The 23,172-nt window shown below is 42.6% G+C and carries 17 protein-coding genes; 6 read left to right on the top strand and 11 right to left on the bottom strand.

Annotated elements, in window-relative coordinates; all coding sequences use genetic code 11:
* Positions 1 to 3: 3 nt before the first annotated feature.
* From PN470_RS22435 to PN470_RS19660, 9 genes are all read right to left on the bottom strand, one after another.
* A complete protein-coding gene (locus tag PN470_RS22435) occupies positions 4 to 807 on the bottom strand; it encodes a hypothetical protein (protein WP_271935114.1) in 804 nt (267 codons plus the stop codon).
* Entirely contained in the window at positions 807 to 2,501 is a 1,695-nt protein-coding gene (locus PN470_RS19695) for a YfaP family protein (protein ID WP_002755465.1), read from the bottom strand. Before PN470_RS19695 ends, PN470_RS22435 begins: the two co-directional genes overlap by 1 nt.
* The gene (locus PN470_RS19690) at positions 2,498 to 4,129 is read right to left on the bottom strand and encodes a PrsW family glutamic-type intramembrane protease (protein ID WP_130757361.1); all 1,632 of its coding nucleotides are present in this window, start codon (positions 4,127 to 4,129) and stop codon (positions 2,498 to 2,500) included. Before PN470_RS19690 ends, PN470_RS19695 begins: the two co-directional genes overlap by 4 nt.
* A gap of 407 nt (positions 4,130 to 4,536) precedes the next feature.
* Positions 4,537 to 5,778: a DUF1036 domain-containing protein gene (locus PN470_RS19685; RefSeq protein WP_272104971.1), complete on the bottom strand. Its 1,242-nt coding sequence runs from the start codon at positions 5,776 to 5,778 to the stop codon at positions 4,537 to 4,539.
* A complete protein-coding gene (locus tag PN470_RS19680) occupies positions 5,775 to 5,987 on the bottom strand; it encodes a hypothetical protein (RefSeq protein ID WP_272104970.1) in 213 nt (70 codons plus the stop codon). Before PN470_RS19680 ends, PN470_RS19685 begins: the two co-directional genes overlap by 4 nt.
* 126 nt (positions 5,988 to 6,113) lie before the next feature.
* Positions 6,114 to 7,421, bottom strand: a complete 1,308-nt coding sequence (locus PN470_RS19675; RefSeq protein WP_272104969.1) for a PP2C family serine/threonine-protein phosphatase — start codon at positions 7,419 to 7,421, stop codon at positions 6,114 to 6,116.
* Positions 7,422 to 7,433: 12 nt separating this feature from the next.
* On the bottom strand, positions 7,434 to 8,129 hold the full coding sequence (locus PN470_RS19670; RefSeq protein WP_002799071.1) for a vWA domain-containing protein: 696 nt from the start codon (positions 8,127 to 8,129) through the stop codon (positions 7,434 to 7,436).
* 57 nt (positions 8,130 to 8,186) lie between these two features.
* Complete coding sequence (locus PN470_RS19665) at positions 8,187 to 9,518, bottom strand: protein kinase domain-containing protein (RefSeq protein ID WP_002738846.1); 1,332 nt, start codon at positions 9,516 to 9,518, stop codon at positions 8,187 to 8,189.
* Between the two features lie 357 nt (positions 9,519 to 9,875).
* Positions 9,876 to 10,790 (bottom strand): Ycf66 family protein, encoded by a 915-nt coding sequence (locus PN470_RS19660; RefSeq protein ID WP_123230964.1) that lies wholly within the window; start codon positions 10,788 to 10,790, stop codon positions 9,876 to 9,878.
* Between the two features lie 198 nt (positions 10,791 to 10,988).
* Between PN470_RS19660 and PN470_RS19655 the strand changes: the two genes are divergently transcribed.
* The 3 genes from PN470_RS19655 to PN470_RS19645 all read left to right on the top strand — a co-directional run bounded on the left by PN470_RS19655 (position 10,989) and on the right by PN470_RS19645 (position 14,139).
* Positions 10,989 to 11,141, top strand: a complete 153-nt coding sequence (locus PN470_RS19655; RefSeq protein WP_199309417.1) for a WD40 repeat domain-containing protein — start codon at positions 10,989 to 10,991, stop codon at positions 11,139 to 11,141.
* 177 nt (positions 11,142 to 11,318) lie between these two features.
* Positions 11,319 to 12,302: a DNA polymerase III subunit delta gene (gene holA, locus PN470_RS19650; protein ID WP_002738836.1), complete on the top strand. Its 984-nt coding sequence runs from the start codon at positions 11,319 to 11,321 to the stop codon at positions 12,300 to 12,302.
* A gap of 181 nt (positions 12,303 to 12,483) precedes the next feature.
* Entirely contained in the window at positions 12,484 to 14,139 is a 1,656-nt protein-coding gene (locus tag PN470_RS19645; protein ID WP_271935106.1) for a CHAT domain-containing protein, read from the top strand.
* 121 nt (positions 14,140 to 14,260) lie between these two features.
* Here the strand turns inward: PN470_RS19645 and corA are convergent, their stop codons facing one another.
* Together corA and PN470_RS19635 are read right to left on the bottom strand one after the other, a co-directional pair.
* Complete coding sequence (gene corA, locus PN470_RS19640; protein WP_002755447.1) at positions 14,261 to 15,418, bottom strand: magnesium/cobalt transporter CorA; 1,158 nt, start codon at positions 15,416 to 15,418, stop codon at positions 14,261 to 14,263.
* A 114-nt stretch (positions 15,419 to 15,532) separates the two neighbouring features.
* Positions 15,533 to 16,819: an RNA-guided endonuclease InsQ/TnpB family protein gene (locus tag PN470_RS19635; RefSeq protein ID WP_271935105.1), complete on the bottom strand. Its 1,287-nt coding sequence runs from the start codon at positions 16,817 to 16,819 to the stop codon at positions 15,533 to 15,535.
* Between the two features lie 257 nt (positions 16,820 to 17,076).
* On the opposite strand from PN470_RS19635, the gene pdxA reads away from it, so the two are divergent.
* From pdxA to PN470_RS19620, 3 genes are all read left to right on the top strand, one after another.
* Positions 17,077 to 18,105, top strand: a complete 1,029-nt coding sequence (gene pdxA / locus PN470_RS19630; protein ID WP_271935104.1) for a 4-hydroxythreonine-4-phosphate dehydrogenase PdxA — start codon at positions 17,077 to 17,079, stop codon at positions 18,103 to 18,105.
* Positions 18,106 to 18,128: 23 nt separating this feature from the next.
* Positions 18,129 to 19,493 (top strand): NAD-dependent succinate-semialdehyde dehydrogenase, encoded by a 1,365-nt coding sequence (locus PN470_RS19625; RefSeq protein WP_271935103.1) that lies wholly within the window; start codon positions 18,129 to 18,131, stop codon positions 19,491 to 19,493.
* An 80-nt stretch (positions 19,494 to 19,573) separates the two neighbouring features.
* Complete coding sequence (locus tag PN470_RS19620; protein ID WP_271935102.1) at positions 19,574 to 22,903, top strand: helicase-related protein; 3,330 nt, start codon at positions 19,574 to 19,576, stop codon at positions 22,901 to 22,903.
* Positions 22,904 to 23,172 lie beyond the last annotated feature (269 nt).

The following is a 23,172-nucleotide window of genomic DNA, read 5'->3' as shown; positions in this document are numbered from 1 at the left end:
AAACTACATTTTGGTTATTTTGTGATAAGCAAAAGTTCCTTGAACTCCTTGCCAGAAAAAATAAATAAAGGCAATAGATACTATTAAACCTAGCGGATCTCCTTTTAATATTTCCCACAAAAGTATTTTGCTAAAAATAAAATAACCAAACATAATAACAGCACAAATTCTACTTTTTTTATAAATCCCGAAGGAAAGTCCAAAAGTTAAGACAACATCTATAAACAGATCTGGAATGTTCAAGAATAAAGTTCCAAGCAAGGTCATTACTCCCGAAATAGTGCCAGTTATCCAAGCGGTTTTAATTTGGTTGTTAGCTTTTTTTAAACCTAAGGTATTTTCTGCTGCTGTATCTGTTTCTTTCCTCGAAACAATGTTGTTTGGTAGAGAAGACAAATTATTGGAAGTTATAGGTATTTGTTTGACATTTTCTTGCCGATATTGAGGAGGAACTTGAGGAGGTGGAGAAGACAAGTCAACTGGTGCGGTATCTGCTTCTGAAATCACCCCCAAAGCTAAAGCCCAGGATTCCACTGCCCATCTAGCGGCCTCTTCAGCTAACCCCAGATTATCTTGCAGTTTTTTGGTTAGTCGTGCTAAAAATACCACTGGTGGCGTACTATTTTGCGAGGCCAGTAAATCGGCGGGGACTCGTTCTTTCAGTGCGCCTACGAGAACGGCAATTTCCTTCTGATACTTTCCACATAAGTCTCGTAGCAGTCCCTCACAGCGTTGTGGTTCATCACATAGAGAACGACCATATTGAATAATAATTTCCTTGAGTTTTTGACGTGGTAAATCATTCATCAGCAAATTTCTCCTTCAACTGAACCAAAGTTAATTTTAGTGCCAACCGTAAGCTTGATGCTGCGCCCAGGATCGATTTGCTTTTGCTCACCGTTAGCTAAAGTTACAGTCCAAGCTCGATGGGAACAGTTCTGTAGCCCCAATACACTAGGATCTTTAGGATTAGGATTCACCTGTGCTACCACACCATCAGCACCTTGAGGTTCTAATCCCGGAATCTCTCTTGCAGTTAAGCGAGTTCCATTCGTTAGAGAAATGACTTGTCTTTTAATGTGCAAGGAAAATTGAGTCTGAGGTTGAGAATAGGAAGGGGAAGACCTATCCTGATAAGCTTCTGGAGAAGCACGATTAAGATCGCGGTAGGCTAATTGATCTGGTGCATCGGCACTGCGAACAAAGACGGTAAGATTGCCCACTCGCTGATTATCCCCTGGTTGGAGTGGCTGAGTTACCCCAGTGGCGATATCTTCGCAGAGGATTTGACCTTGGCTGAGTCGGTAACGCAGGGCAACAGGTGGCGCATTCGGGGCGTAAATAGTACAAGCTTTGGCATCGCCACCAATACTGACGGGTTCGGCTCCCAGATTGACTGTGCGGCTCTCTTTGGGATTGTATTGAATCTCCAGCCAAGCTGTACGAAAAGCGACTTCAACGAAAACGACCATTAAGCCGATAAAAAAGCCTAAAATAACCGCTCCAACTAAACGACCAGAGGCATCACCGGCACTCTGGGAAACCAACAAAAAGGCTAAAGCACCAAAGAAACCGCCGATCGCGCCAGCAATAGTCGCTCGTTTTGCTTGTAGGTTAGAGATGAAAAAGCCCATCCCCCTTCCCAAAAGCCCTCCCAAAAGCGTCCAGCCAGCGATCCAGCCAGCTTTAGCGAGGATTTCTGACTGGGCAACTAAACTCAACAGTGCTTGAGCAGAACCACCAGAAACGAGGCCTGCTAATAGCCCTCCTGCAAGTAAGATAGTGCCTTGACGAGTGGATAAAAACGGACGATGAAGATAGAAGTTTTGCCCGATTGCTAGGGCAAGAGATAAGCCAATGGCAAGCAAGGCTGTCCATAGACCGACAATAAACACCATATACCAAAACTGCTGGGCGTTAGGCTGCTGTTGTGCTGGTTTTGCTTCAATGGTGAATTCATAAATGGGTCGCTTTGGTTGACCATGAGAAATAGAACCAGAAAATTCTTGACTATTCCCCTCTACTAATACACCGACCGTAAAGGCAGTTGGGTCAGCATCGCCATGATTGGCATAATGATTGACAAACACCTGATATTTTCCTTTTGGTGCGCCTCCAGCAGGCCAGTAAATGTTTTCTACTGGCTCTTTTGATTGCCGTCCACTTGCGTTCATATCAACGTCAAGTTCGCCTCCTGATTGCGATCGCTTGTGCGAGTAATAAATCTCCTCTCCTGATGGATCGATACAATGTATATCTAAATCGTTGTAGTTATTCCATAACAGAGAAAGCTGAACATCCCCTGTTTTAGCTCCCTCTCTTTGCAGTCGTTTAGTCAGTTCTGGATTAAACACAAGTGCAGGTGTCGAGGCTTCTTGTTGTGTTTGTGGCAGCATTGTCCAAGATAAGAACCATTCACCCAATAACCATCCGATTAGGCAACCAAAAGCCCCTAATAAGCCGAATAAGAGAACCTTTTTCCAACTTGATGATTGTCTCATGATCGCACCTCTCCTTGAACTGAACCAAAGTTAATTTTCGTGCCAACCGCAAGCTTGATGCTGCGCCCAGGATCGATTTGCTTTTGCTGCCCGATAGGTAAAGTAGCTATCCAAAATTGATTGGAACAGTTTTGCAACCCTAAAATGCTGGGATCTTTGGGATTAGCATTCACTTCAGCGACTATTCCATTAGCACTTTGCGCCACCAACCCAGGAATTTCCCCTGCCTGCAACCGAGTCCCGACAGTTAAAGGAATTGTCTTCTGCTGAATCCGCAGCGAAAAGGGAGCTTGAGGTAGGATAGGTGGATTGTAATACTGAGTCGCCCAATTCTGAGAACGAATTGGTGAAAGTTGCCGAGCTTTCAGAATGGCTGCCATTAAGAAGGTATAAGCTAAAATTCCGGCAAAGGCAGTGACGAGATTGCTGATAGCACCAGAAGCGTTCCAAAGGGCGTGCAGTGCTGATGCTGTCAAGTAGCCTATAGCCAAGATTGACCAACGTCTAGACGGTTTCAGGACGCTTAAGCCAATGAAATAACCAAAATAGCCGCTATAAGCCATGTGTCCGGCTACAGAACCAATAATTCGAGGAATGAGTAATTGTATCCCGATTAATTCTCCTGCGCCTTCCCCTGCCTGAGTTGCTACCTGCTGAATCGCTCCAGGCACATACTGTCCCAGGGTTTCTAGGAGGGTAAAGCCAGCAGCAGAGGCAGTTGCTAAGAGAATGCCATCAAGGGGTTCCCAGACACCCACTCGCTCTCGCCAAGGGGTTCTGAGCATTCGTCCTATCCCCAGCGCAAGGAAGACAGGTATGGCTTTGAGGAGTTCTTCTGCCATGCCTGCACCAAAAAAATAGTGGATAAACGAAGAAAGAAATCCTATTTCTGTTCCTTCTGTCGGTATTTCTCCTGGCAGGATTTGACGGAAAACCAAGATAAATAGCGACCAAATAGGACTGAGCAAGAGTAAAACGGTAGTTATTGCCGATCCTATCAGCAACCACCAGGGTTTTTGTTTGCCGCCCAATTGATAGACGAAGTAGTAGCCTGCCCCAATCAGATAGACTGCTAATAGGGCATTGAATAGGTCAGGATTACCGATCGCAGCAAATAGTCCGACGACTAATAAGACGGTAAGGACACCTGGTATCAGGTAAGCTTTTTTAAATAAATCCTGCCTTGTTGCGATGATGGGCAGCATTTGACTTAAATGAAGGGAGTCGCCAGGTTGGATATTTAAAGGACGACCAGGAAGTCCTGGATTGCTAACTTGACATTCAAAGACGAATTCTACACCCTGCTGACCGAGAGAAATGCGATCGCCTAATTGTAATGTCCGACAACCTTGCAGTCGCTGGTTATTAATATAAGTGCCATTGGAACTCCCTAAATCACAGATTTGCCAAGAAGGGGGACTTCCTGAAGGCATGACGGGACGAATTTCTAGATGGCGGTTAGAGACTCCTGGATAATTGGTGGAGTTGAGAACAATTTGACAGTTTGGCTCTCGTCCAATGACAAGAGATTGATTAGTTAATAAGGGATGATGAGTAGGGGCAGTGTGAGCGGCTGCTTTAGGGTAAATTTGTCTTAAATAAGCGTTGTACTGAGGTTGTTGTGTCATTGGATTTGCCTATTTTCATTGAGGTAAGTGAGGTATTTCTTTATAAATAAAAAATTGGTAATGGCTGCAAAGGACAATTGGCTCTTCTCGACTTTGTGTGATAATTTTTGCTTATGGAATCGTGAAATACTTATCGGGTAACACTTTTAGGACTATTTTGTCGAAGAGACTATCAGTATAGACCTCGTTTCCATACAGAAACCAGAAGAGCCGACAATTTAATTTAAGGACAGAAATTTCCTTCCGGTACTGCCCACAAAAAACCTTGAGTAGAGCTTGACAAAGTTTAGGATCGTAGTAAACTGAATGACTGTACTGGGTAAAGATTTCTTTGATTTTTTGTCCTGGTAAGTTGTTCATATTTTTTAACACTCAATTGAAGATTAGTGAAATAGTGAAATAGAAGATTATTCTGTATAATTTTTATAATCTTTAAACTTATAGTCATTGACTCCTGGGAAAACCAAAAACTTAATGGCATTAACCTTATAATTATCACCAGAGCATTCCATTTCATCAGACTTTTCAAATTCAAATCTTGTGTTGGTAGCACAAAATGAAAAATCATCAGATTCCCACTTAATATTGTTTATTTGTCCATGAATGTAGATATCTCCTCGCTCGTTAAAATCTACCAAAACTTTTGTACATTCTCCTTTTTTAATATTCCACCATCCTCTTGATTTCCATCCGTCTCCGTCCCAATACATAATTGCAGCATCAATTATGTCATTAGAAGTTTGATTGCAAAGGTTTAAATAAGTATCTCCAGATATATTAAGATTATTCTCCAGATTATTCTCAACATTTTCTAGAGTATTTTGAAAATTTTGTACTTGATTATAAAGCAAATTTCTCTTATTTGTAATATTCTCAACTTTTTGATTATGTTCAGTTATAATATTCTCAACTTCTTGATCATGTTCAGTTGTCAGATTCTTGATTTTTTTATTATGTTCAGTTATCAAATTTTCATTTTTTTGATTATACTCAATTGTAAGATTGTTCAAATTTTCAGTAAGATTGACCATTTGTTGATTTTTTTGATAAGCATAAATTCCAAGCAAAAAAGCTGCTAATGCTGAGATGCCAGCCAATATAGAAACAAAATTGGCAGCAAACTTATGGGCTGATTTCTGATTAATATTTTGCTGTTGTCTGGCTGTTGTTATTGCCTCATTTAGCTTGCCTACTTCTTGTTTCCATTGCTGTATTTCTTGCTGAGATTGATCTAATTTTTTTTTATATTCTTCTCTTTGTTTTTGCTCTTTTTCTGCTTGTTGTTGTCGTTCTAAAATTAATTGTTGTTGACTCTGAAAGTCATTTTTAGTTCGTGGTTGGGAAATCACCCCTAATGCTAATCCCCAAGAATCTACAGCCCAGTAAGCAGATTCCTCAGCTATTCCTAGCTCATCTTGTAATCGCTTTGTAAGCTTGGATAAAATAACTGCTTGAGGAATCTGATTCTGGGATTTTAGTAACTCGGTAGCCACGCCTTTTTTAAGAGCATTCACTAAAAGAAAGACTTCCTTGCTATATTGCCCACAAAAGTCCCTTAGTAATCCTTCACAGCGTTGAGGGTTGTCAGAAACATCCTGTCCGTACTCGGTAATAATTTCACAAAGCTTTTGTCGAGGTAACTCGTTCATAGGTCTTTTCCTGCGCTCAGGTTTTCGATGTAACAACTAATTTGAGCTTTAGTTCCACACCAAGGACAGGTATGAGTATCCTGTTCCCCTCCACAAGACACTTTATTACAGCGAGAGAATAAAGAACTCCCGCATTTAACAAAGCTCTTTTGTTCGCAGTAAGAACAAACCCGATAAGTATCATCTACCACGATATTAGGAGTAGTCATGGGGTTTCTCTCATTTTCAGTCTCTAGCATTAGGCCTTAAGAATAAATAAACTTTACAGATAAAACTCTTTCTACCCTTTTGAGAAAAGCTGAAACATGATTAAGTGTAAAACTTATTTATGCTTACTACGGTGGAATAGGTGTTGGTACTTGGGATGGTGTTGTTTCTGGTGGGGGAGAGGAGGTATTGGAAGGACTATTGAGAGGTTGAGATTGACCTTCCTCTCCGCTCTTTGGCTCTTTCAGTTCATTCAACATCTTCTCAACCTTATTAAGACGAAAAAAAAGGTAACTACTGAAGGCATTACTAATTAAAAAAGTACCCATTATTAAACTAAAGCCCCATATAAAACCCCAATAAACGGCTTTTTGAATTGTGTATTGTTGTTGTTTTAGATCATTTACCTTACTCTCAAATACCGAGATATTCTCTTGTTGTCTCATGTTGGACTCCTCAACTAATATAACTTTCCTATCTAAATCTTCTACACGGTCTGTTAGATAATCCCGATCATCGGTTTCAAGTCTTTTAATCATGCCTAGAGTGATGTCATCTCCGCTGCCTTTTTCTGAAGTCTCTTGAAGAAATCCTTCTAATTTTTGTCGGACTTCTTCAGTCAGATTTGACTTGAACATCTGTCGATAATCTTGACCAATTTTGAAGAATCCTTCGTCAGTAGAAAAAGAATTGGAGTAGCCATCAGTAGAAACCAGAATTAAAGCAGGCATTTGTTTGGGCGTACCTTTCGGATACTGTTCTAGGTGAACCTGAAATTCATTCCATGCCTTATTCATACAGAGTGAAGTTGTCTCATTGGCAATTAGGTTGGGATCCCGCTCCAAAGGTCGAGTCGTATTTCCCTTAGAATCCACCTCAAGAATGTCCCCATCACCTAACTGAATATAGACAATGAAAAACTCGGTCACTAAAACTGCCAAGACGGTGGCCCCATAAGCGAGAAAATAATTATTTTCAACGGCTTGCCAAGCAGCTTCTCCATCTTTATCAACAAGAATCTGTTTCTCTTCATCAGTAAAGTTGGGTTTATTAGTTAATTTTTCTTCATCATTTTCTGACAAACCCAAATCTTTGTTGACAGCTTTTCTCCACTCATTGACAAGTCTCGGTGGTAGAAGTCTTTCGGCTGCATCTTTGAGTGCTGAGAAATTAAGATCACTCGATTGACTGCTCAAGAAAAATTCTTGAATTACTTTAATTGCCGTTTCAACAGCAAAACAAGAGCCTCTATCGCTGCGAAAACTTTTGGCACTGCCATGGCCATCTGATACAGCCAAAATCAATGGCAGACCGATGCCTGATTCTGGAAACCAGCGAATGGCATCCTGATTGGGCAATCCAGAACGCACATGAGAGGCTCCTTTGACAGATTCACCAATGCACCGCCATTTTAGTTGGGGTATATTTTCTTTCATGAGTCCTCCATTTCACCAGACATCAGATGCACTATCGATAACATTTTGAGGCACTGGAATTGGGACATTTCCGCCTCCCAAATTAGAGTTTTTGGCTTGACTGCTAGGAGAAGACGCAGCTTTTAAAACAACAGTAGAAACCCATTTAATCTGTTTGACTAGATTTTCGGGACTATTAGATTGAAGAGGCCTTAGTTCTGAGTGTCCAATAAACTTCTGCAATGGTTCATGATCTGCATCTCCACCAACTGCGATTGCAATTCGTACAGCCTTCTTGCCCCAAGGCTGTTCCATCAAGTGTCTCAGTCCACTGCTAAAGTCGTCAGTCGGCTGACCGTCAGAAATCAGCACTAAAACAGGGGGAAGCGCCCGGTCAGTCATGGGCGGTATTTTAAGTTGGTCTGCAACCATAGAGAGGGCTTTACCCATATCTGTGACACCATCAGCGGTCAAATCTGTCCACTTAAAATTTTCAACTGGTGTAGGTTGAGCTATGTGCCACTGCGCTCCACTAGAAAATTTAAGGGCGCGAACTAATACTTGTGCATTGGGATTCTCATTTGCTTCTTTTTGCATTAAGGGAATTGCTTCACGAATGGCTGTATTGAGAACCTGGATTTTGCCGTTTACAGACATAGAACCAGAACAATCACAAATCCAGATAAAATGTAAGGGGCGGCTTGACAACCCTTCACCTGGTAGTGGCATATTCAATATCTCCTTGATTCAGTAAAAAAAGTGGATTTCTAAACAGGGAATAACATTTCAAAGACGAATCTCACCTTCTGCTTTGCCGAAGTTGATCTTTGTTCCTACAGCCATAGTTGCACTGCGTCCTGGTTCGACATCCTTAACTTGATTATCAGCCGTAGTGCAGAGCCATTTTTCTTGCATAAGATTTTTAATTCCCCAAATATTAGGATCATTGGGATGTCGAGTGACTTCAGCGACTGGTTGAGAAAAGTCAAACAATTTTACATTAATATGATGGGGAAATAGCTTGGTATCATGATTCAACATAATGATATTTTTGTCAATGCGAATTCGAGGGGGCAAGCGAATTTCTTTCTGACATGACCAACAAGGGTTAGGTTTACCGCCTGATGCTTTTATTACATCAGGATCGTAAAAGTTCTCAGCACCACAGTGAGGACAGTAGATGATAGAATCGCGCAAGTTTACCATTGCTCCCCGCCACTCTGACTCCCTGACGCGGCCATTTTCTGGGTCTTGAATACCTTTGGTAAATGCCTTGGTAAACAGTTCGCGGAGAAATTGTGGATAAATAGGCCAGAAGGCAAGGGCATTATCATGGTAGCCACGTACTGGTGCATTGGAATTGTCTTTGGGGTCAAAAATGAACACCGCCTCAGTCCCATAAAGCTTATTCATCGCTGGAGCGTCCAGACATTTGATTTCGGTTTCTTTCTTTCCTTCCAAGGGGTGATGGATCATTAACATATAGAACAGTAAAACTGCCAAAGAGTACAAATCCGTTTGCGTACTCGGTCTCGCTTGTTCAGTAATGATTTCTGGTGCTATAAAGCGTGGTGTTCCCATAACACCACCTTCTTGATCCCCATTGATGGTGACGTTATCGTTATCACAGATTAAAACATCCCCAGTGTTGGGATTAAAGAAAACATTACCGAAAGAGATATCGCGGTAACATAACCCTTTGGTATGAAGTTGAAAAAAGCCATCGGCCAGTTCAAATCCTGCGGTTGTTAAAGCTCTGAAGGTGGGTTCTGGTTTAATGCGCCGTTTCATTAGATCGACAAAGCCTTTATATTGAAGTTCTCGCAATGGCATGACATAGCCAAACCCTTCTATGCCAGGCTCTGATACAATATCTATAGGCCACAGAAAGCGATCACTCGGTGCGCCAGAATGGATCGCCGCCTCAAGCCGTTCGTACTGGCGAGGATCTGCCTGAATGGAGTGGGAGTAATACCATTTCAGCGCTACAGGCTGACCGGCTAAATTAGCTCGATAGACTTCTCCTTGACCGCCACCGCCAAGTAATTGCTCTACCGTGCAAGGGGTTTTAGAAGATTCTGTATGGACTGTCTGTCCAGATTTGAGTAGGTCACTCACCTTGTTCCTCCTTTTTAGGGTAACTTAAGCAAATGGAATGTTTTTGAAGATGATTCTTCTTTCTTATAGCTCAAGTAAATATAATTAATTCACTCCTATTACATTTTTTTAATAAAAATTTGGTTCTTCGGTTTGTGTTATGCAATGGACGGGGTTTATAATAAATGTAACCCTTATATAGAAAGACATTTGGCAATTTTTGTCAATTGTTTTCGATCTAGAACGAACTAATCAATTAAGTCTCTTGCCAGATAAGGATTTAGTCGATTTATGCCCCCCTATCAAACCATACCAAGTAACGAAGAACCATTTCTTGGGTAATTATTGCCTAACCTACCCGCTCAATAGTCTTAACTTTTAATCCGATGGAGGGGGATTTTCTGCGCTTGGCGATCGAGTTTCTGGGGGAGTATCTTCTCCGATAGTTTTTTCTGGGGGCAAATCTTCCTCTGGGGGGGAATTTTCTTCACTTTTTGAGCGAGTTTCTGGGGGAGTATCTTTTTCGATATTTTCTTCTGGAGACAAGTCTTCCTCGGTAACTTCAATAATCACCGTTTCGCTAACGGCAATAGTTTCGACTTCAACAGTTGCGACAGGTTCAGTCGGGGGAATTTCTTGGGCATTTTCGGAAGGGTTGATCTCTTCTATTGCCAAATCAAAATCATCGAAATCATCGAAATCATCGAAAGTTTCATCATCATCAATAATTTCTTCGGCTTTTTCCCCAATTTCTGTCACTGATTCTGTAATAGTTTCCCCGATAGCTGCGGCTTTTTCGGCAACGGGGGCAACCGTTTCTTGAGCTTTTTCCGCAATTTCTGTCACTGATTCTGTAATAGGTTCCCCGATAGCTGCCGCTGTTTCGACAACGGGATCAACCGTTTCTTTAACCTTTTCTTTAACTTTTGCTGCTACTTTCTCAGGTTTAGCTTTAGTTTTAGGAGATTGAGAGGGAGTAACTTTCCCCAGACGATTGCCTAACCAACCGACAATAGTAAATAATTTAACCGGTTTGTCGGGATAAAAAAGTGCTTGTCTGAGTTTGAGAGTTTGCCAAGCAAAAGCAATAAATAATATGGCTGCGGCAGCTTGTCCGAGGAGGATAGCGCCTGTAATCCTTCCCGCGCACAACCAGAGGACAAGGGCATAGAATAATCCTACCGCACTCCAGAGAAAATCATCTTGACGGTGGCGATCGGGGGCGATAAAAGCGGTGGTGAGGAGGTAGAGACTACTTAATCCCACCACGACCGCTAGGATATAGGGCAACATTTGCGATTCTCCTTTGACATTTCCTTTTTTATTGTGCGTTATTTGGGGTCGATCGAGTCTATTTTTTGATTAATTTGGGAAATTATCGAGTCAGATAGTCTTTACCTGTGTTTATGAATAGCCAGCGTTAATATTAGGAAATTCTGGGTTTATCCTCTGCTGCTTGTGCTGATCAGATTAAACAAGCTTTCGGATCAAATGATTAAGTTTTGGTCTTTAACAAGCAAAGCAAAATTAGCAACTCTTGATCAACCCACAGACAAACTGTTATCTTTAGTAATTAGTGCCGATGGTAAATATTTAATTATTGGTAGTGCTGACAAAACTGTAAAAATCTGGCAAAATGGGTAATAGTGACACCTCAAGATAAGTAAGTAGTTATAATTAAATTGAAGATAAATTTCGCTTCTGATCCCCCCTGCCCCCCTTAATAAGGGGGGTGCCGATTCCCCCTTAGTCCCCCCTTGATCAGAGGGGTGTCTGACAACTTTTAACACCTACCTACTTAACTGCTATAATTAGAAACTCATGCCGACAATATTTTATTGGGGAGAAGATGAATTTGCTATCAACCAAGCGGTGAAAAATCTGCAAGCAAAACTTCTTGATCCCAATTGGATACAGTTTAATTATGATAAAATTAATGGTGATCGCAATGAGGCAATTATCGAGGCCCTCAATCAAGCGATGACTCCAGTTTTCGGCATGGGAAATCGTTTAGTTTGGTTAGCCGATACGGTTATTTGTCAACAATGTTCCGAGGATATTTTTAAGGAATTACAGCGCACTTTGCCCAATTTACCCGAAAATTCCTATCTGTTATTAACCAGTGCCAAAAAACCCGACTCCCGCTTAAAATCGAGCAAGTTTATCCAAAATCAGGCAGAGGTTAAAGAATTTGAACTAATTCCGCCTTGGAAAGTCGAGGAAATTGCCCAAAGAGTTAGGGAAATTGCCAAAGAAGTGGGGGTAAAATTAACCCCCGATGCGATCGAACTCTTAGCAGAATCAGTGGGAAATAACAGCCGCTTGTTGTGGATGGAGTTAGAAAAACTGCGTTTATTTAAAAATAATTCGGCGGGAACTATTGACAAAAAGGACATTTTAAGCTTAGTCAATGCCAGCAATCAAAGCAGCCTACAGTTAGCTAGTGCGATTTTAAAACGGGAGACAGGCAAGGCCCTCGAATTAGTCAATGAATTATTAAATCGTAACGAGAACCCCTTGGCTATCACCGCCACCCTAGGGGGTCAATTTCGCACTTGGGCAATAGTAAAATTAAAAATTGAAGAAGGAGAAAAAGACGAGAAAAATATCGCCGCCGCCGCCGAAATTGCCAATCCCAAGCGACTATATTTCATTCGCAAAGAGATACAATCCTTTTCTTCTAAGCAACTTCTCGCCACCTTGCCCATACTTCTGGAATTAGAATATCGTCTCAAGCGGGGTGCAGAACCTTTGGCAACTTTGCAAACAAAAATTATTGAACTTTGTTGTTTATTGGTGACTTAAGTAGGTAGGTATTAAAAACTTTCAGATCCCCCCGCCTATCGGCACCCCCCTTATCAAGGGGGGCAGGGGGGATCGAACCTAAAATCTATTTTTGATTTAATTATAACCAGCTACTTAATACTCTTCCTTGCTGTTCAGAAATCCTCTAGAATAAGATTCTAGAGACTTCTCAAGAACCACAATGACCGATGATGCCATCCCTAGTCTAAATTTAGCCATCTCTAGTTTAGCCACGAGTAATAATTTCGCCCGTTGGGTGACGAAAGCACCCCTACCGGGGGGATATGTGCATCATGACTGTGAATGGACCGAGAGTCTAGCCACGGAATGGATGGCATGGCAGGAAATGTTCTGTCTGGAAAAAATGCCGACCTTGCCGATGTTAGAGCAATTAGAGGGAAATTCCCGACCTAAACTGACTCTTTCGGGAGAAGGCAGCAGTTATGGAGGTCGATTAATGCAGAAACTAGGTATTAGTCTCTGGCAATGGTTATTTCAAGCATCAATTGGTCAAAGTTTCGCCCAAAGTCAGGGAATCGCTCTCGGCAAAAATCAGCCCCTGCGAATTCGCTTGGAATGTCGCAATCCCTATTTAATTCTGCTGCCCTGGGAAATTATGCAGCAAGCGGGTAAACAGGCTATATCTCTGCATCCGAATATACTCTTTAGCCGGACCACCAGCGATGTGGAACCACTACCACCGATAAAACCGAGTAATAGTCTCAATATTCTCTTAGTTATCGGCGAAAAACAGATTAAAACCGCCGCTAGTTCCCTCAACCTCACCGCCATTAATACCGATGGAGAAACTAATCCCGACCAGGCACTGGAATCCGAGGCCGCCAATCTCATCCGGTCTATCTCCCCTGGGGGCAGTGGTTCCCTCCAGAATTGGGGAGTGAAAGTCAAAGTCGATACCCTAATTCGACCGGGGGCCGAAGAACTGACCAAGGCCTTGGATACGGGTAAATATAAAGCTTTTTTCTACGCTGGTCACGGAATCGCCGCCCCCAATGGCGGTTCCCTATTTCTGCGGCCGGGGGAACAGCTAAACGGGACGGAGTTAGCCCAAGCTTTGGTGAGAAATCAAGTTATTTTAGCGGTTTTTAATGCCTGTTGGGGGGCTTATCCCGCTAAATCGGGTCAGGAGATGATTCCCCGCAGCAGTCTGGCGGAAGTCTTGATTCACCATGGCGTTCCCGCAGTTTTGGCCATGCGAGATGCGATCGCTGATCGAGAGGCCTTGAGTTTTATCGAAGTTTTTACCCGCACCCTCTTCGGGTTCAAAGACAAAGAAGCGCAGATGTCCAAGTTGTTTCCCGGTCCGAGAGTCCCTATCGATCAGGCCGTTCGTATCGCCAGGCAGCAATTATTAACCCTCTACAAGTACAATCAACCCGCTTGGACTTTGCCGATTCTCTATATGCACCCAGAATTCGACGGGCAATTGCTGCAAACCCTTGATGAGACTCAATCACCGACGGTTATGCCCAATATCTCCGGAACCATGCCCGCCGCTTTCTTATACTATCTTGATCGTCCCGAAAGAAAATGGTCAATCCGTGGTGGTGCCATGAATATAGGACGGGACATGGAAAATGATCTACAGATTACTGAAAAATGGGTTAGTAAAAACCATTGTCGGATAATTTGCCGTAAAAATGCCGATTATCCAGACTATCAATACTTTCTCGAAGATTTCTCCCGTTTTGGTACTTTTATCTACCAAGATGGCCACTGGAAGCAGGTACATAACCAAGAAGTTCCCCTAGAGTCCGGTTTACAGATTCGCTTCGGCAGTTGCCAAGGCCAAATCCTCGCATTTGTGGTGGAATAATTAGGGTTGGCTGAAAAAGTTTGTCGTCGGGGTGGGGTGTGGGGTGTGGGGTGTGGGAAGAATAAATAGAAATAATCTCCTGTCTCCTGTCTCGGAGTCTCCTGACTCCTGCCTTCGTTAACTAAGTTTTTGCTTCCTCTTTCAGGGAATAAATTGGTTTAAACCAACCTTTGCGCCAGAAGTAGAAAATTAAGCCCCCCGCTACGGCTAACATGACTAACCAGACCAGGAAATAACTCCATTCTCCTTTTAATTCTGGCATATTCTCGAAGTTCATGCCATAGACACCAACGATAAAAGTTAAGGGAATAAAAATCGTCGAAATTACGGTTAAAAACTTCATAATTTCGTTTAATTTATTGCCCATAGTGGACATATAAACATCCATCAAACTCGCCGCTAATTCTCGATAAGCTTCGATAATTTCCAGAATTTGAATGACGTGGTCGTAGGAATCACGAAAATAAATTTGTACTTCATCGCTGACTATACCATGATGGTCACGCATCAGTAAATGTAGGACATTTCGCATCGGCCAAATTAAGCGACGCAGTGCCAATAATTCCCGACGGACATCATAGATTTCCTGCATTGTATCTCGATCGGGATTACTAATGATCATATCTTCCAACGCCTCAATCCGATCTTCGTAGTGTTCTACCACGGGAAAATAACCATCGATAATCGTGTCTAATAATAAATAGGTTAAATAATCCGCCCCCGATTTCCGTACTCGTCCCTGGGAAGTGCGAATTCGATCTCTGACTATCTCAAAACAGTCCTGTAATTCCTCCTCTTGAAAACTTAAAAGATAGCGTTTTCCTAGTACAAAACTCACCTGTTCTGTATCAAAACCGCTTTCATCTTCTTTCAGTCGCACCATCTGAGAAATCACTAACAATTGATTGTTATAGTCCTCTAACTTGGGACGCTGCGGCACATTAACCACATCTTCTAATAACAAAGGATGCAGATTAAAAATTTCTCCCACCTGTTTTAAAACCGTCTCACTCCCTAACCCTTGAATATCCATCCAAGACACGGTATTTGTGCCAATATAGGGGGCGCAAGCATTGGGAGTAATATCCACCTTGCGAACGGCGTTATCTTCATCGTAGTCAATTAAAATAATCCGCGAGGGTTTGGCATCCGGTTCGATAATTAATGTCCCTGGTTCACTACCCGGTTCATCATAAAAATAATCGAAGTAGTCTTCTTCCTCGTCTCCATCGGTATCAGGACGGTGGTTAACGAATATATCCGGTTGTAGTTGGGTCATAAGCTTACAACAATCTGGCTAGTTTGGGCAATAAGAAAACAGAAAAGTTAAAAAATTTAATTTGCCTAAAGTTACTATCTATCGCCATGAGATTACATTGACATACTCCCACCGTCAAGCTACGCTGTGACGGGGGATTCTTTCCATATCACTATCGGAAATTCCTTGTTCAACGAGACAACTTAGATTCTCAATGTCTCCACTGAAAACCCAGAGGTCGGACTCTCCCAAGGCGTTTGGGTCGGTTTCTGTTTGCCCAACAGTACCGTTGAGATGATTTCCCAAATATTGCAACCCTTTTTTAAGAATATTTATTGCTGCATTATGATCCCTATCTAAGACTGTTTTACAATTGGGACATTGATGAGTTCTAGTGCTTAAGGTTTTTTGAACTCTCGTCCCACAAACTGAACAATCTTGGCTAGTAAAATGGGGAGGAACAGCAACACAAACAATCCGATAAATCTTGGCAAAATAATTCAACCATTCAGTGAATTGATACCAAGAAGCATCACTAATCGACTTGGCAAGTTTACGGTTTTTGACTAAGTTTCTTACCTTTAAAGCTTCATAGACTACCAAATCATTAGACTGGACTAACGCCAAAGCGTCTTTAATTGCTTTGTCTTTACGTTGTCTTGATACTTTAAGGTGAAGCTTGGCAACCTTTCCCCGTTGCTTGTGATAGTTTTTAGACTGTTTCTTTCCTTTACGAAACTTTTTGGATAATCGTCGTTGTGCTTTTTTTAGTCGTTTTTCTGACTTTCTTAAATAACGTGGATTCTCTACTATATTGCCTTGAGCGTCGGTATAAAATTCCTTTAACCCTAAGTCAATTCCTGTTATTTGTCCCGTTGGTTTATGGTATTCTTGCCGTTCTACGTCAATCAAAAACTGGCAATAATAACCATCGGCACGTCTCACAACTCTTACCCGTCTAATCTGTTGCTCTGAATAATAAACTAAGGTTTTCTGACTACACCATAAATCAAATTCTCCTGCTTTAAAACCATCAGTGAACTTGATTTTACGTCTATCATCAGATAGTTTGTAACCCGTTAGTTTATACTCAACCGAACGGCTATGCTTTTTAAACCTAGGAAAACCCTTTTTCCCCGGTATCTTAGCATGACAATTCTGGTAAAACCTATTAATTGATTGCCAGGCTCTATCAGCAGCCGATTGACGAGCTTGAGAGTTTAATTTATTAACCCATGGTGTCTCTTTATTGTTAGCTAGTATCGCACAAAGTTTTTGAAGATCATTCCGGGTTGTCCCCTTATTGTCCATCCAATAACGAACACAAGAGTTACGCACAAACTGAGATGTTCTAATTGCTTCATCAAGTCTTTGGTATTGTTCTGGTGTCCCGTTTTTTAACTTGGCTTCTACGACTAGCATTGATTAATCCTCGACCCTGGATCAATTAAGTATAACACAGTTTACCTACAAATGGTAGAATTAAAATCGTGCTTCGCAGTCAATATCCTGGTCGGATTTCATCCCCCGCAAAGGTTGATGTCTTGTCAAAAAATTTAGCGGGGGCATTCATCCGACATTTTAGGTAAACTGAAGATTGTTTACTGATTTATTCCCTCCTGATAATTGTCAACGATGAGATTAATCGGGAGAATTAGCAATATTGACGGCCAAAATTTATGGAATCCGCCTCTTTTATTCCCCGTCTAGTTATCCCCGTCGGTGATCCCGCCGGGATCGGTCCTGAAGTGGTGTTAAAAGCGATCGCCGATTCCCCAATCTCGTCCGGTTGTCAGATTACTCTAATTGGCACCAGAACGCTTCTCGAAAAAGCCTATCACGATCCCCATCTTCTTGATCGCTTTTCTCTGATCGATTTGCCCTACCATCAAGAAAAAATCGTTTGCGGGCGTGGGGATGCCCATAGTGGTGAAATTAGCTTTCTTTACCTGCAAGAAGCCATAAAACGCACCCTCAAGGGCGAATTTGACGGTATTGTCACCGGTCCGATCGCTAAATCCTGTTGGCAGTTGGCCGGTTATGATTTCCCCGGTCAAACGGAGGTTTTAGCTACCATGGCGGGAATTAACCGTTATGGGATGCTATTCGTCGCTAAATCCCCTCACACCGGCTATAACTTACGCACTCTCCTCGCCACTACCCATATCCCCCTGCGAGCAGTTCCTGATGCTCTTAACCCCGATCTGATGACCCGAAAACTAGACCTATTGATCGAGTCTTTAAAGCTAGATTTCGGCATCGATCGCCCAAAAATCGCCATATCTGGCCTTAATCCCCACAGTGGCGAAGCGGGAAAACTGGGAAGGGAAGAAAAGGACTGGTTACAGCCTTGGTTGCAGTCAATGGGACAAAAATACCCACAAACCCAATTAATCGGCCCTGTCCCCCCCGATACCCTTTGGGTGGAACCGGGACGCGCTTGGTTTAGCGGTGCAGGGCAAACCGCCGACGCATATCTGGCATTATACCACGATCAGGGTCTAATTCCCGTGAAATTAATGGCTTTTGACTGTGCTGTTAATACTACCATCGGTTTACCTTTTGTTCGCACCTCTCCAGACCACGGGACGGCTTTTGATATCGCCGGCCTTGGCATCGCTAGGGCCCAGAGTATGCAAGCGGCGATCCAATTAGCGATCGAATTATGTCAGCAGCGGTACAACCAGAGAACTAAACTAGAGATATAGCGCTCGATAGGAGACAATTGGATATGGGTATCGCTTCAGTTAACCCTGCCACTGGCGAAATTCTCAAGACTTTTACCCCTCTAACCTCGGAGGAATTGGCGGCGAAATTGGCCCTAGCTGAGACAACTTTTCAGCAGTATCGCCAGATCCCCATCAGTCAACGAGGACAGTGGTTACGGCAAGCAGCGGATATTTTGGAACGGGATCAAGTGCTATTGGCTAAAACCATGACTCTAGAAATGGGGAAACCGATCAAATCAGCGATCGCAGAAGTTCTCAAATGTGCCTTGGTTTGTCGTTTTTATGCCGATAATGCCGCCGGTTATCTGGAAGATGTGTTGATTGCCACCGATGCTAGTCGCAGTTTCGTCCGTTATCAACCTTTAGGGGTAATTTTAGCGGTTATGCCCTGGAATTTCCCTTTATGGCAAGTATTTCGCTTTGCTGCCCCCGCTTTGATGGCCGGAAATGTCGGCCTACTCAAACACGCTTCTAATGTCCCCCAATCAGCTTTAGCGGTGGAAAGAATTTTATTAGAAGCTGGTTTTCCTGAAGGCACTTTTCAAACTCTTTTGATCGGGGCCGATCGCGTTAGTGATTTAATTAACGATGAACGGGTAAAAGCTGCCACTTTAACCGGTAGTGAACCGGCGGGGATCAGTTTAGCAGCCGCCGCAGGAAAACAGATCAAAAAGGTGGTTTTGGAGTTGGGAGGTAGTGATCCTTTTATCGTTTTAGATAGTGCCGATATCGAGGTGGCAGCGGCTACGGCAGTGACGGCAAGATTGTTAAATAATGGTCAGACTTGTATCGCTGCCAAACGGTTTATTGTTATGGAAACTGTCGCCGATCAATTTGAACAGTTATTGGTGGCTAAATTCCAAGCTTTAAAAGTTGGTGATCCCCTCGATGAAACTGTTGATATTGGTCCTTTGGCCACGGTATCGATCGTCTCGGAAATTGCCGCTCAAGTGGAAAAAACCGTCGCTATGGGTGGTAAAGTTCTTGTGGGGGGTCAACGTTTAGAGGGAAAAGGTAACTTCTATCTACCGACGATTTTAACCGATATTCCTGTCGGTTCTCCGGGGGAAAAAGAGGAATTTTTTGGACCGGTGGCTTTACTATTTCGAGTCAAAAATATCGAGGAAGCGATCGCTTTAGCTAATGATAGTCCCTTTGGTTTGGGTTCTAGTGCTTGGACAAATAACCCCGCAGAAATTGAGCGTTTAATTACCGAAATTGAGGCCGGTTGTGTGTTTATTAACGGTATGGTTAAATCCGATCCTCGTTTACCCTTTGGGGGGATTAAACGTTCCGGTTTTGGTCGCGAATTAAGTGTGGAAGGTATTCGCGAATTTGTCAACGTTAAAACTGTTTGGATTAAGTAATTCAGTTATCAGTTATCAGTTATCAGTTATCAGTTATCAGTTAGAAAAGCCTTATATTAACTTAATCTTTTTATAAAAATATGCCGCGTATTATTGATAATATTGAGTCCCATTTATTGCCAATTTTACGCGAAAGTTTATTAGCATCCCAACGCGCTGATTTTTGCGTGGGTTATTTTAATTTGCGCGGTTGGCAGTCCATTGATACCTATATTGATCACTTTCTCGGGGGTGATTTGTCCTGTTGTCGTCTGCTGATTGGTATGCAGCAAGCACCCCAGGAATTACTACAGCAATCCCTGTCTTTATTGAAGCGCTCAAATGATATAGATAAGGCTACTTGCGCTCGTTTAAGAAAACAAATTGTTCAGGATTTTTGCCAACAATTAACTTGGGGGAATCCTAGTAATCGAGATCAGGCAGCTTTGCAACGTTTGGGAAAACAAATTCAAGCGGGTAAGTTAGTAATTCGCTTATTTTTGGGCTATAATCTCCATGCTAAATTATACCTTATTCATCGACAGGATGTCAATAACCCAACGGTGGGATTTTTGGGTAGTAGTAATCTAACTTTTGCGGGATTACAACAGCAGGGAGAATTAAATATTGATGTCCTTGACCACGATGCTTGTGCCAAATTACAAAAGTGGTTTAATGATCGTTGGTTCGATGCTTGGTGTTGGGATATATCCTCGGATATTGTCAAGGTGATTAACGAAAGTTGGGCCCGAGAAAGTCTTATTCCCCCCTATCATATCTATTTAAAAATAGCTTACCATCTTTCCTTTGAAGCGAGAGCCGGTTTAGCGGAATACAAAATTCCCCGACAGTTTGACCAAGACTTACTAGATTTTCAGAAATCGGCCATTAAAATTGCCGCTCGTTATGTGCAAAGACGCGGTGGGGTACTAATTGGCGACGTGGTGGGGTTAGGAAAAACGCGCATCGCTTCCATTCTAGCATATATTTTGCAGGAAGACTACGATTTAGAAATCTTAATTATTTGTCCGAAAAATCTCCTAACCATGTGGGAGGATTACAGCTATAAATACAAATTAAGAGCGAAAATTATCCCCTTAAGTCAGGTTATACAGGAATTACCCAATCTGCGGCGCTATCGGGTAGTAATTATCGATGAAAGTCATAACCTACGCAATCGGGAGGGTAAACGTTATCGGGTGATACAGGAGTACATTAACACCAATGAAAGTCGCTGTATTCTCTTGACTGCGACTCCCTACAATAAAAACTATCTTGACCTGTCCAATCAACTGCGTTTATTCATTCAAGAGGATACTAATCTCGGAATTCGTCCCGAAAGACTACTAGAATCTCTGGGAGGAGAAATCGAATTTAATCGCAGATACCAATCTGCGGTTAGGTCCCTAGCAGCCTTTGAAAAAAGTGACTCTCCCGACGACTGGAGAGACTTAATGCGTCTCTATATGATTAGACGGACTCGCGGTTTTATCAAAAATAATTATGCTACAGAAGACGAACAGGGTCGTCGGTATCTAAAATTTGCTGATGGGTCGAGGGTTTATCTTCCCCAACGACAACTAAAGACAATCAAGTTTGACCTGCAAGACTCGGTTTATGCGCGTTTATATTCGGAAGCAGTGGTGATAACTCTCAACGGATTGAAGTTACCCCGTTACGGATTGGGAAATTATCTAATTAAAGGATGCCAAGGGACAGGAGAGGAAGAAACCATCTTAAAAAGTCTATCCCGTGCGGGTAAAAGATTAATGGGTTTTTGTCGGACGAATTTATTTAAACGTTTGGAGAGTGGAGGGTATGCTTTCCTGCAATCCCTTGACCGTCATATTCTCCGTAACTATATTTTCCTTCATGCCATGGCCAAGAATTTACCCCTTCCCATCGGGAGTCAGGATCCAGCTTTGTTAGACACTCGTTATCTGGATGAGGATTTAGTCACTCAGGGAGAAGATGAAAGTATAGAAACCGAGGAGACTGGGGGGATAACCGGGTTAGAAAAAGAGTATCAAAAAAGAGCCGAACAAGTGTATCAAAAGTATAGCGGTGATTATCGCAAGCGCTTTCAGTGGATTAACCCCGAGGTGTTTAAACCCGCATTGAAAAAAGACCTAAAATCTGATGCCTTGGCTTTAATAGCATTATTGCAAACCTGTGGGACCTGGCAGCCGGAGACCGACGAAAAGCTAGAGAAGTTATGGCAGCTGTTAGAGGAGAATCATCCCAGAGAAAAGGTGTTAATTTTTAGCCAATTTGCCGATACAGTCAGTTATTTAGTCACTCAGTTGCAAAATCGGGGAGTGGATAAGATTGCGGGAGTGACGGGAAACTCTGCTAATCCTGCGGAAATTGTCCATCGTTTTAGTCCCCGCAGTAATTCTCAGCAAGTGGGGGAAGAAATACGAGTCTTGGTTGCGACGGATATCTTGAGTGAAGGGTTAAATTTACAGGATTGTGCCATTATCGTTAATTATGACCTACCCTGGGCAATTATTCGCCTGATTCAACGGGCCGGAAGGGTAGATAGAATCGGTCAAAAAGCAAGTCAGATTCTCTGTTATTCCTTTTTACCTGCGGAGGGAGTGGAGAGAATTATTAAACTGCGGACGAGACTATCTCAAAGACTGCGAGAGAATGCGGACGTGGTGGGGACCGATGAGGTATTTTTTGAGGAGGAGATGGATAACCAGACTTTATTAGATCTGTATCATGAAAAATCTGAGGTTATCGATGAGGAGGAGGATCAAGAAGTGGATTTAACCTCGGAAGCGTATCAAATTTGGAAAAATGCGATCGAAGTTGACCCTAGTTTAAAACATACCATAGAGGAGCTGCCGCCGGTGGTTTATTCTACCCGTTGCCATAGTGGGACAGCAACCCATCCAGAGGGAGTCATGGTTTATCTAAAAACTGCCGGGGGGAATGATGCTTTAGCATGGATTGATAAGCAGGGAAATAGTGTGACTCAATCCCAATTAACTATTTTACGGTCGGCTGCCTGTCATCCCCAAACCCCGGCCATTCCCCCCCATCCCCAACACCATCAGTTAGTACAAAAAGGTACAGAATTAATTGCGGAGGAGGAAAACAACTCCGGATCTAAATTGGGACGATTGACGGGAGCAAAATTTAAGACCTACGAGCGCTTAAAAAGGTATTCTCAAGATAGTAAGGATGATCTATTTGCTCATGAGGATTTATGCAAGGCTCTCGACCAATTGTATCATTATCCCCTTAGACAGTCGGCTCTCGATCGCTTAAATCGTTGTTTAAGAACCGGCATCAGTGACCAACAATTGGCAGACTTACTGGTATCTTTATATCAAGATGACCGTCTCTGTATTGTTCACCCACAAGAATCCACCCAAGAACCTCAGATTATTTGTTCCTTGGGTCTATTTCAACCTTCTTAAGTCCCCCTTATCAAGGGGGATTTAGGGGTATCTAAACCAATTCAAGTCCCCCTTATCAAGGGGGATTTAGGGGGATATAAACCAATTCAAGGGGGATTTAGGGGGATCTAACCCAATTCAAGTCCCCCAATTCAAGGGGGATTTAGGGGGATCAAACCCAATTCAAGTCCCCCAATTCAAGGGGGATTTAGGGGGATCTAACCCAATTCAAGTCCCCCAATTCAAGGGGGATTTAGGGGGATCAAACCCAATTCAAGGGGGATTTAGGG

The organism is Microcystis sp. CS-574 (assembly GCF_028329095.1).
Classification (GTDB): domain Bacteria; phylum Cyanobacteriota; class Cyanobacteriia; order Cyanobacteriales; family Microcystaceae; genus Microcystis; species Microcystis ichthyoblabe_A.
The sequence above is the reverse complement of the archived record's forward strand: the minus strand, read 5'-3'. Positions and strand labels throughout refer to the sequence as shown.

Excerpts from the sequence above, each read along its gene's own strand:
- PN470_RS19625 (WP_271935103.1), top strand. The coding sequence starts at position 18,129 with ATGGGTATCGCTTCAGTTAACCCTGCCACTGGCGAAATTCTCAAGACT.
- PN470_RS19670 (WP_002799071.1), bottom strand. The coding sequence starts at position 8,129 with ATGCCACTACCAGGTGAAGGGTTGTCAAGCCGCCCCTTACATTTTATC.
- PN470_RS19620 (WP_271935102.1), top strand. The coding sequence starts at position 19,574 with ATGCCGCGTATTATTGATAATATTGAGTCCCATTTATTGCCAATTTTA.
- PN470_RS22435 (WP_271935114.1), bottom strand. The coding sequence starts at position 807 with ATGAATGATTTACCACGTCAAAAACTCAAGGAAATTATTATTCAATAT.
- PN470_RS19635 (WP_271935105.1), bottom strand. The coding sequence starts at position 16,819 with ATGCTAGTCGTAGAAGCCAAGTTAAAAAACGGGACACCAGAACAATAC.
- PN470_RS19675 (WP_272104969.1), bottom strand. The coding sequence starts at position 7,421 with ATGAAAGAAAATATACCCCAACTAAAATGGCGGTGCATTGGTGAATCT.
- corA (WP_002755447.1), bottom strand. The coding sequence starts at position 15,418 with ATGACCCAACTACAACCGGATATATTCGTTAACCACCGTCCTGATACC.
- PN470_RS19660 (WP_123230964.1), bottom strand. The coding sequence starts at position 10,790 with ATGTTGCCCTATATCCTAGCGGTCGTGGTGGGATTAAGTAGTCTCTAC.
- PN470_RS19680 (WP_272104970.1), bottom strand. The coding sequence starts at position 5,987 with ATGACTACTCCTAATATCGTGGTAGATGATACTTATCGGGTTTGTTCT.
- PN470_RS19690 (WP_130757361.1), bottom strand. The coding sequence starts at position 4,129 with ATGACACAACAACCTCAGTACAACGCTTATTTAAGACAAATTTACCCT.
- PN470_RS19685 (WP_272104971.1), bottom strand. The coding sequence starts at position 5,778 with ATGAACGAGTTACCTCGACAAAAGCTTTGTGAAATTATTACCGAGTAC.
- holA (WP_002738836.1), top strand. The coding sequence starts at position 11,319 with ATGCCGACAATATTTTATTGGGGAGAAGATGAATTTGCTATCAACCAA.
- PN470_RS19645 (WP_271935106.1), top strand. The coding sequence starts at position 12,484 with ATGACCGATGATGCCATCCCTAGTCTAAATTTAGCCATCTCTAGTTTA.
- PN470_RS19695 (WP_002755465.1), bottom strand. The coding sequence starts at position 2,501 with ATGAGACAATCATCAAGTTGGAAAAAGGTTCTCTTATTCGGCTTATTA.
- pdxA (WP_271935104.1), top strand. The coding sequence starts at position 17,077 with ATGGAATCCGCCTCTTTTATTCCCCGTCTAGTTATCCCCGTCGGTGAT.
- PN470_RS19655 (WP_199309417.1), top strand. The coding sequence starts at position 10,989 with ATGATTAAGTTTTGGTCTTTAACAAGCAAAGCAAAATTAGCAACTCTT.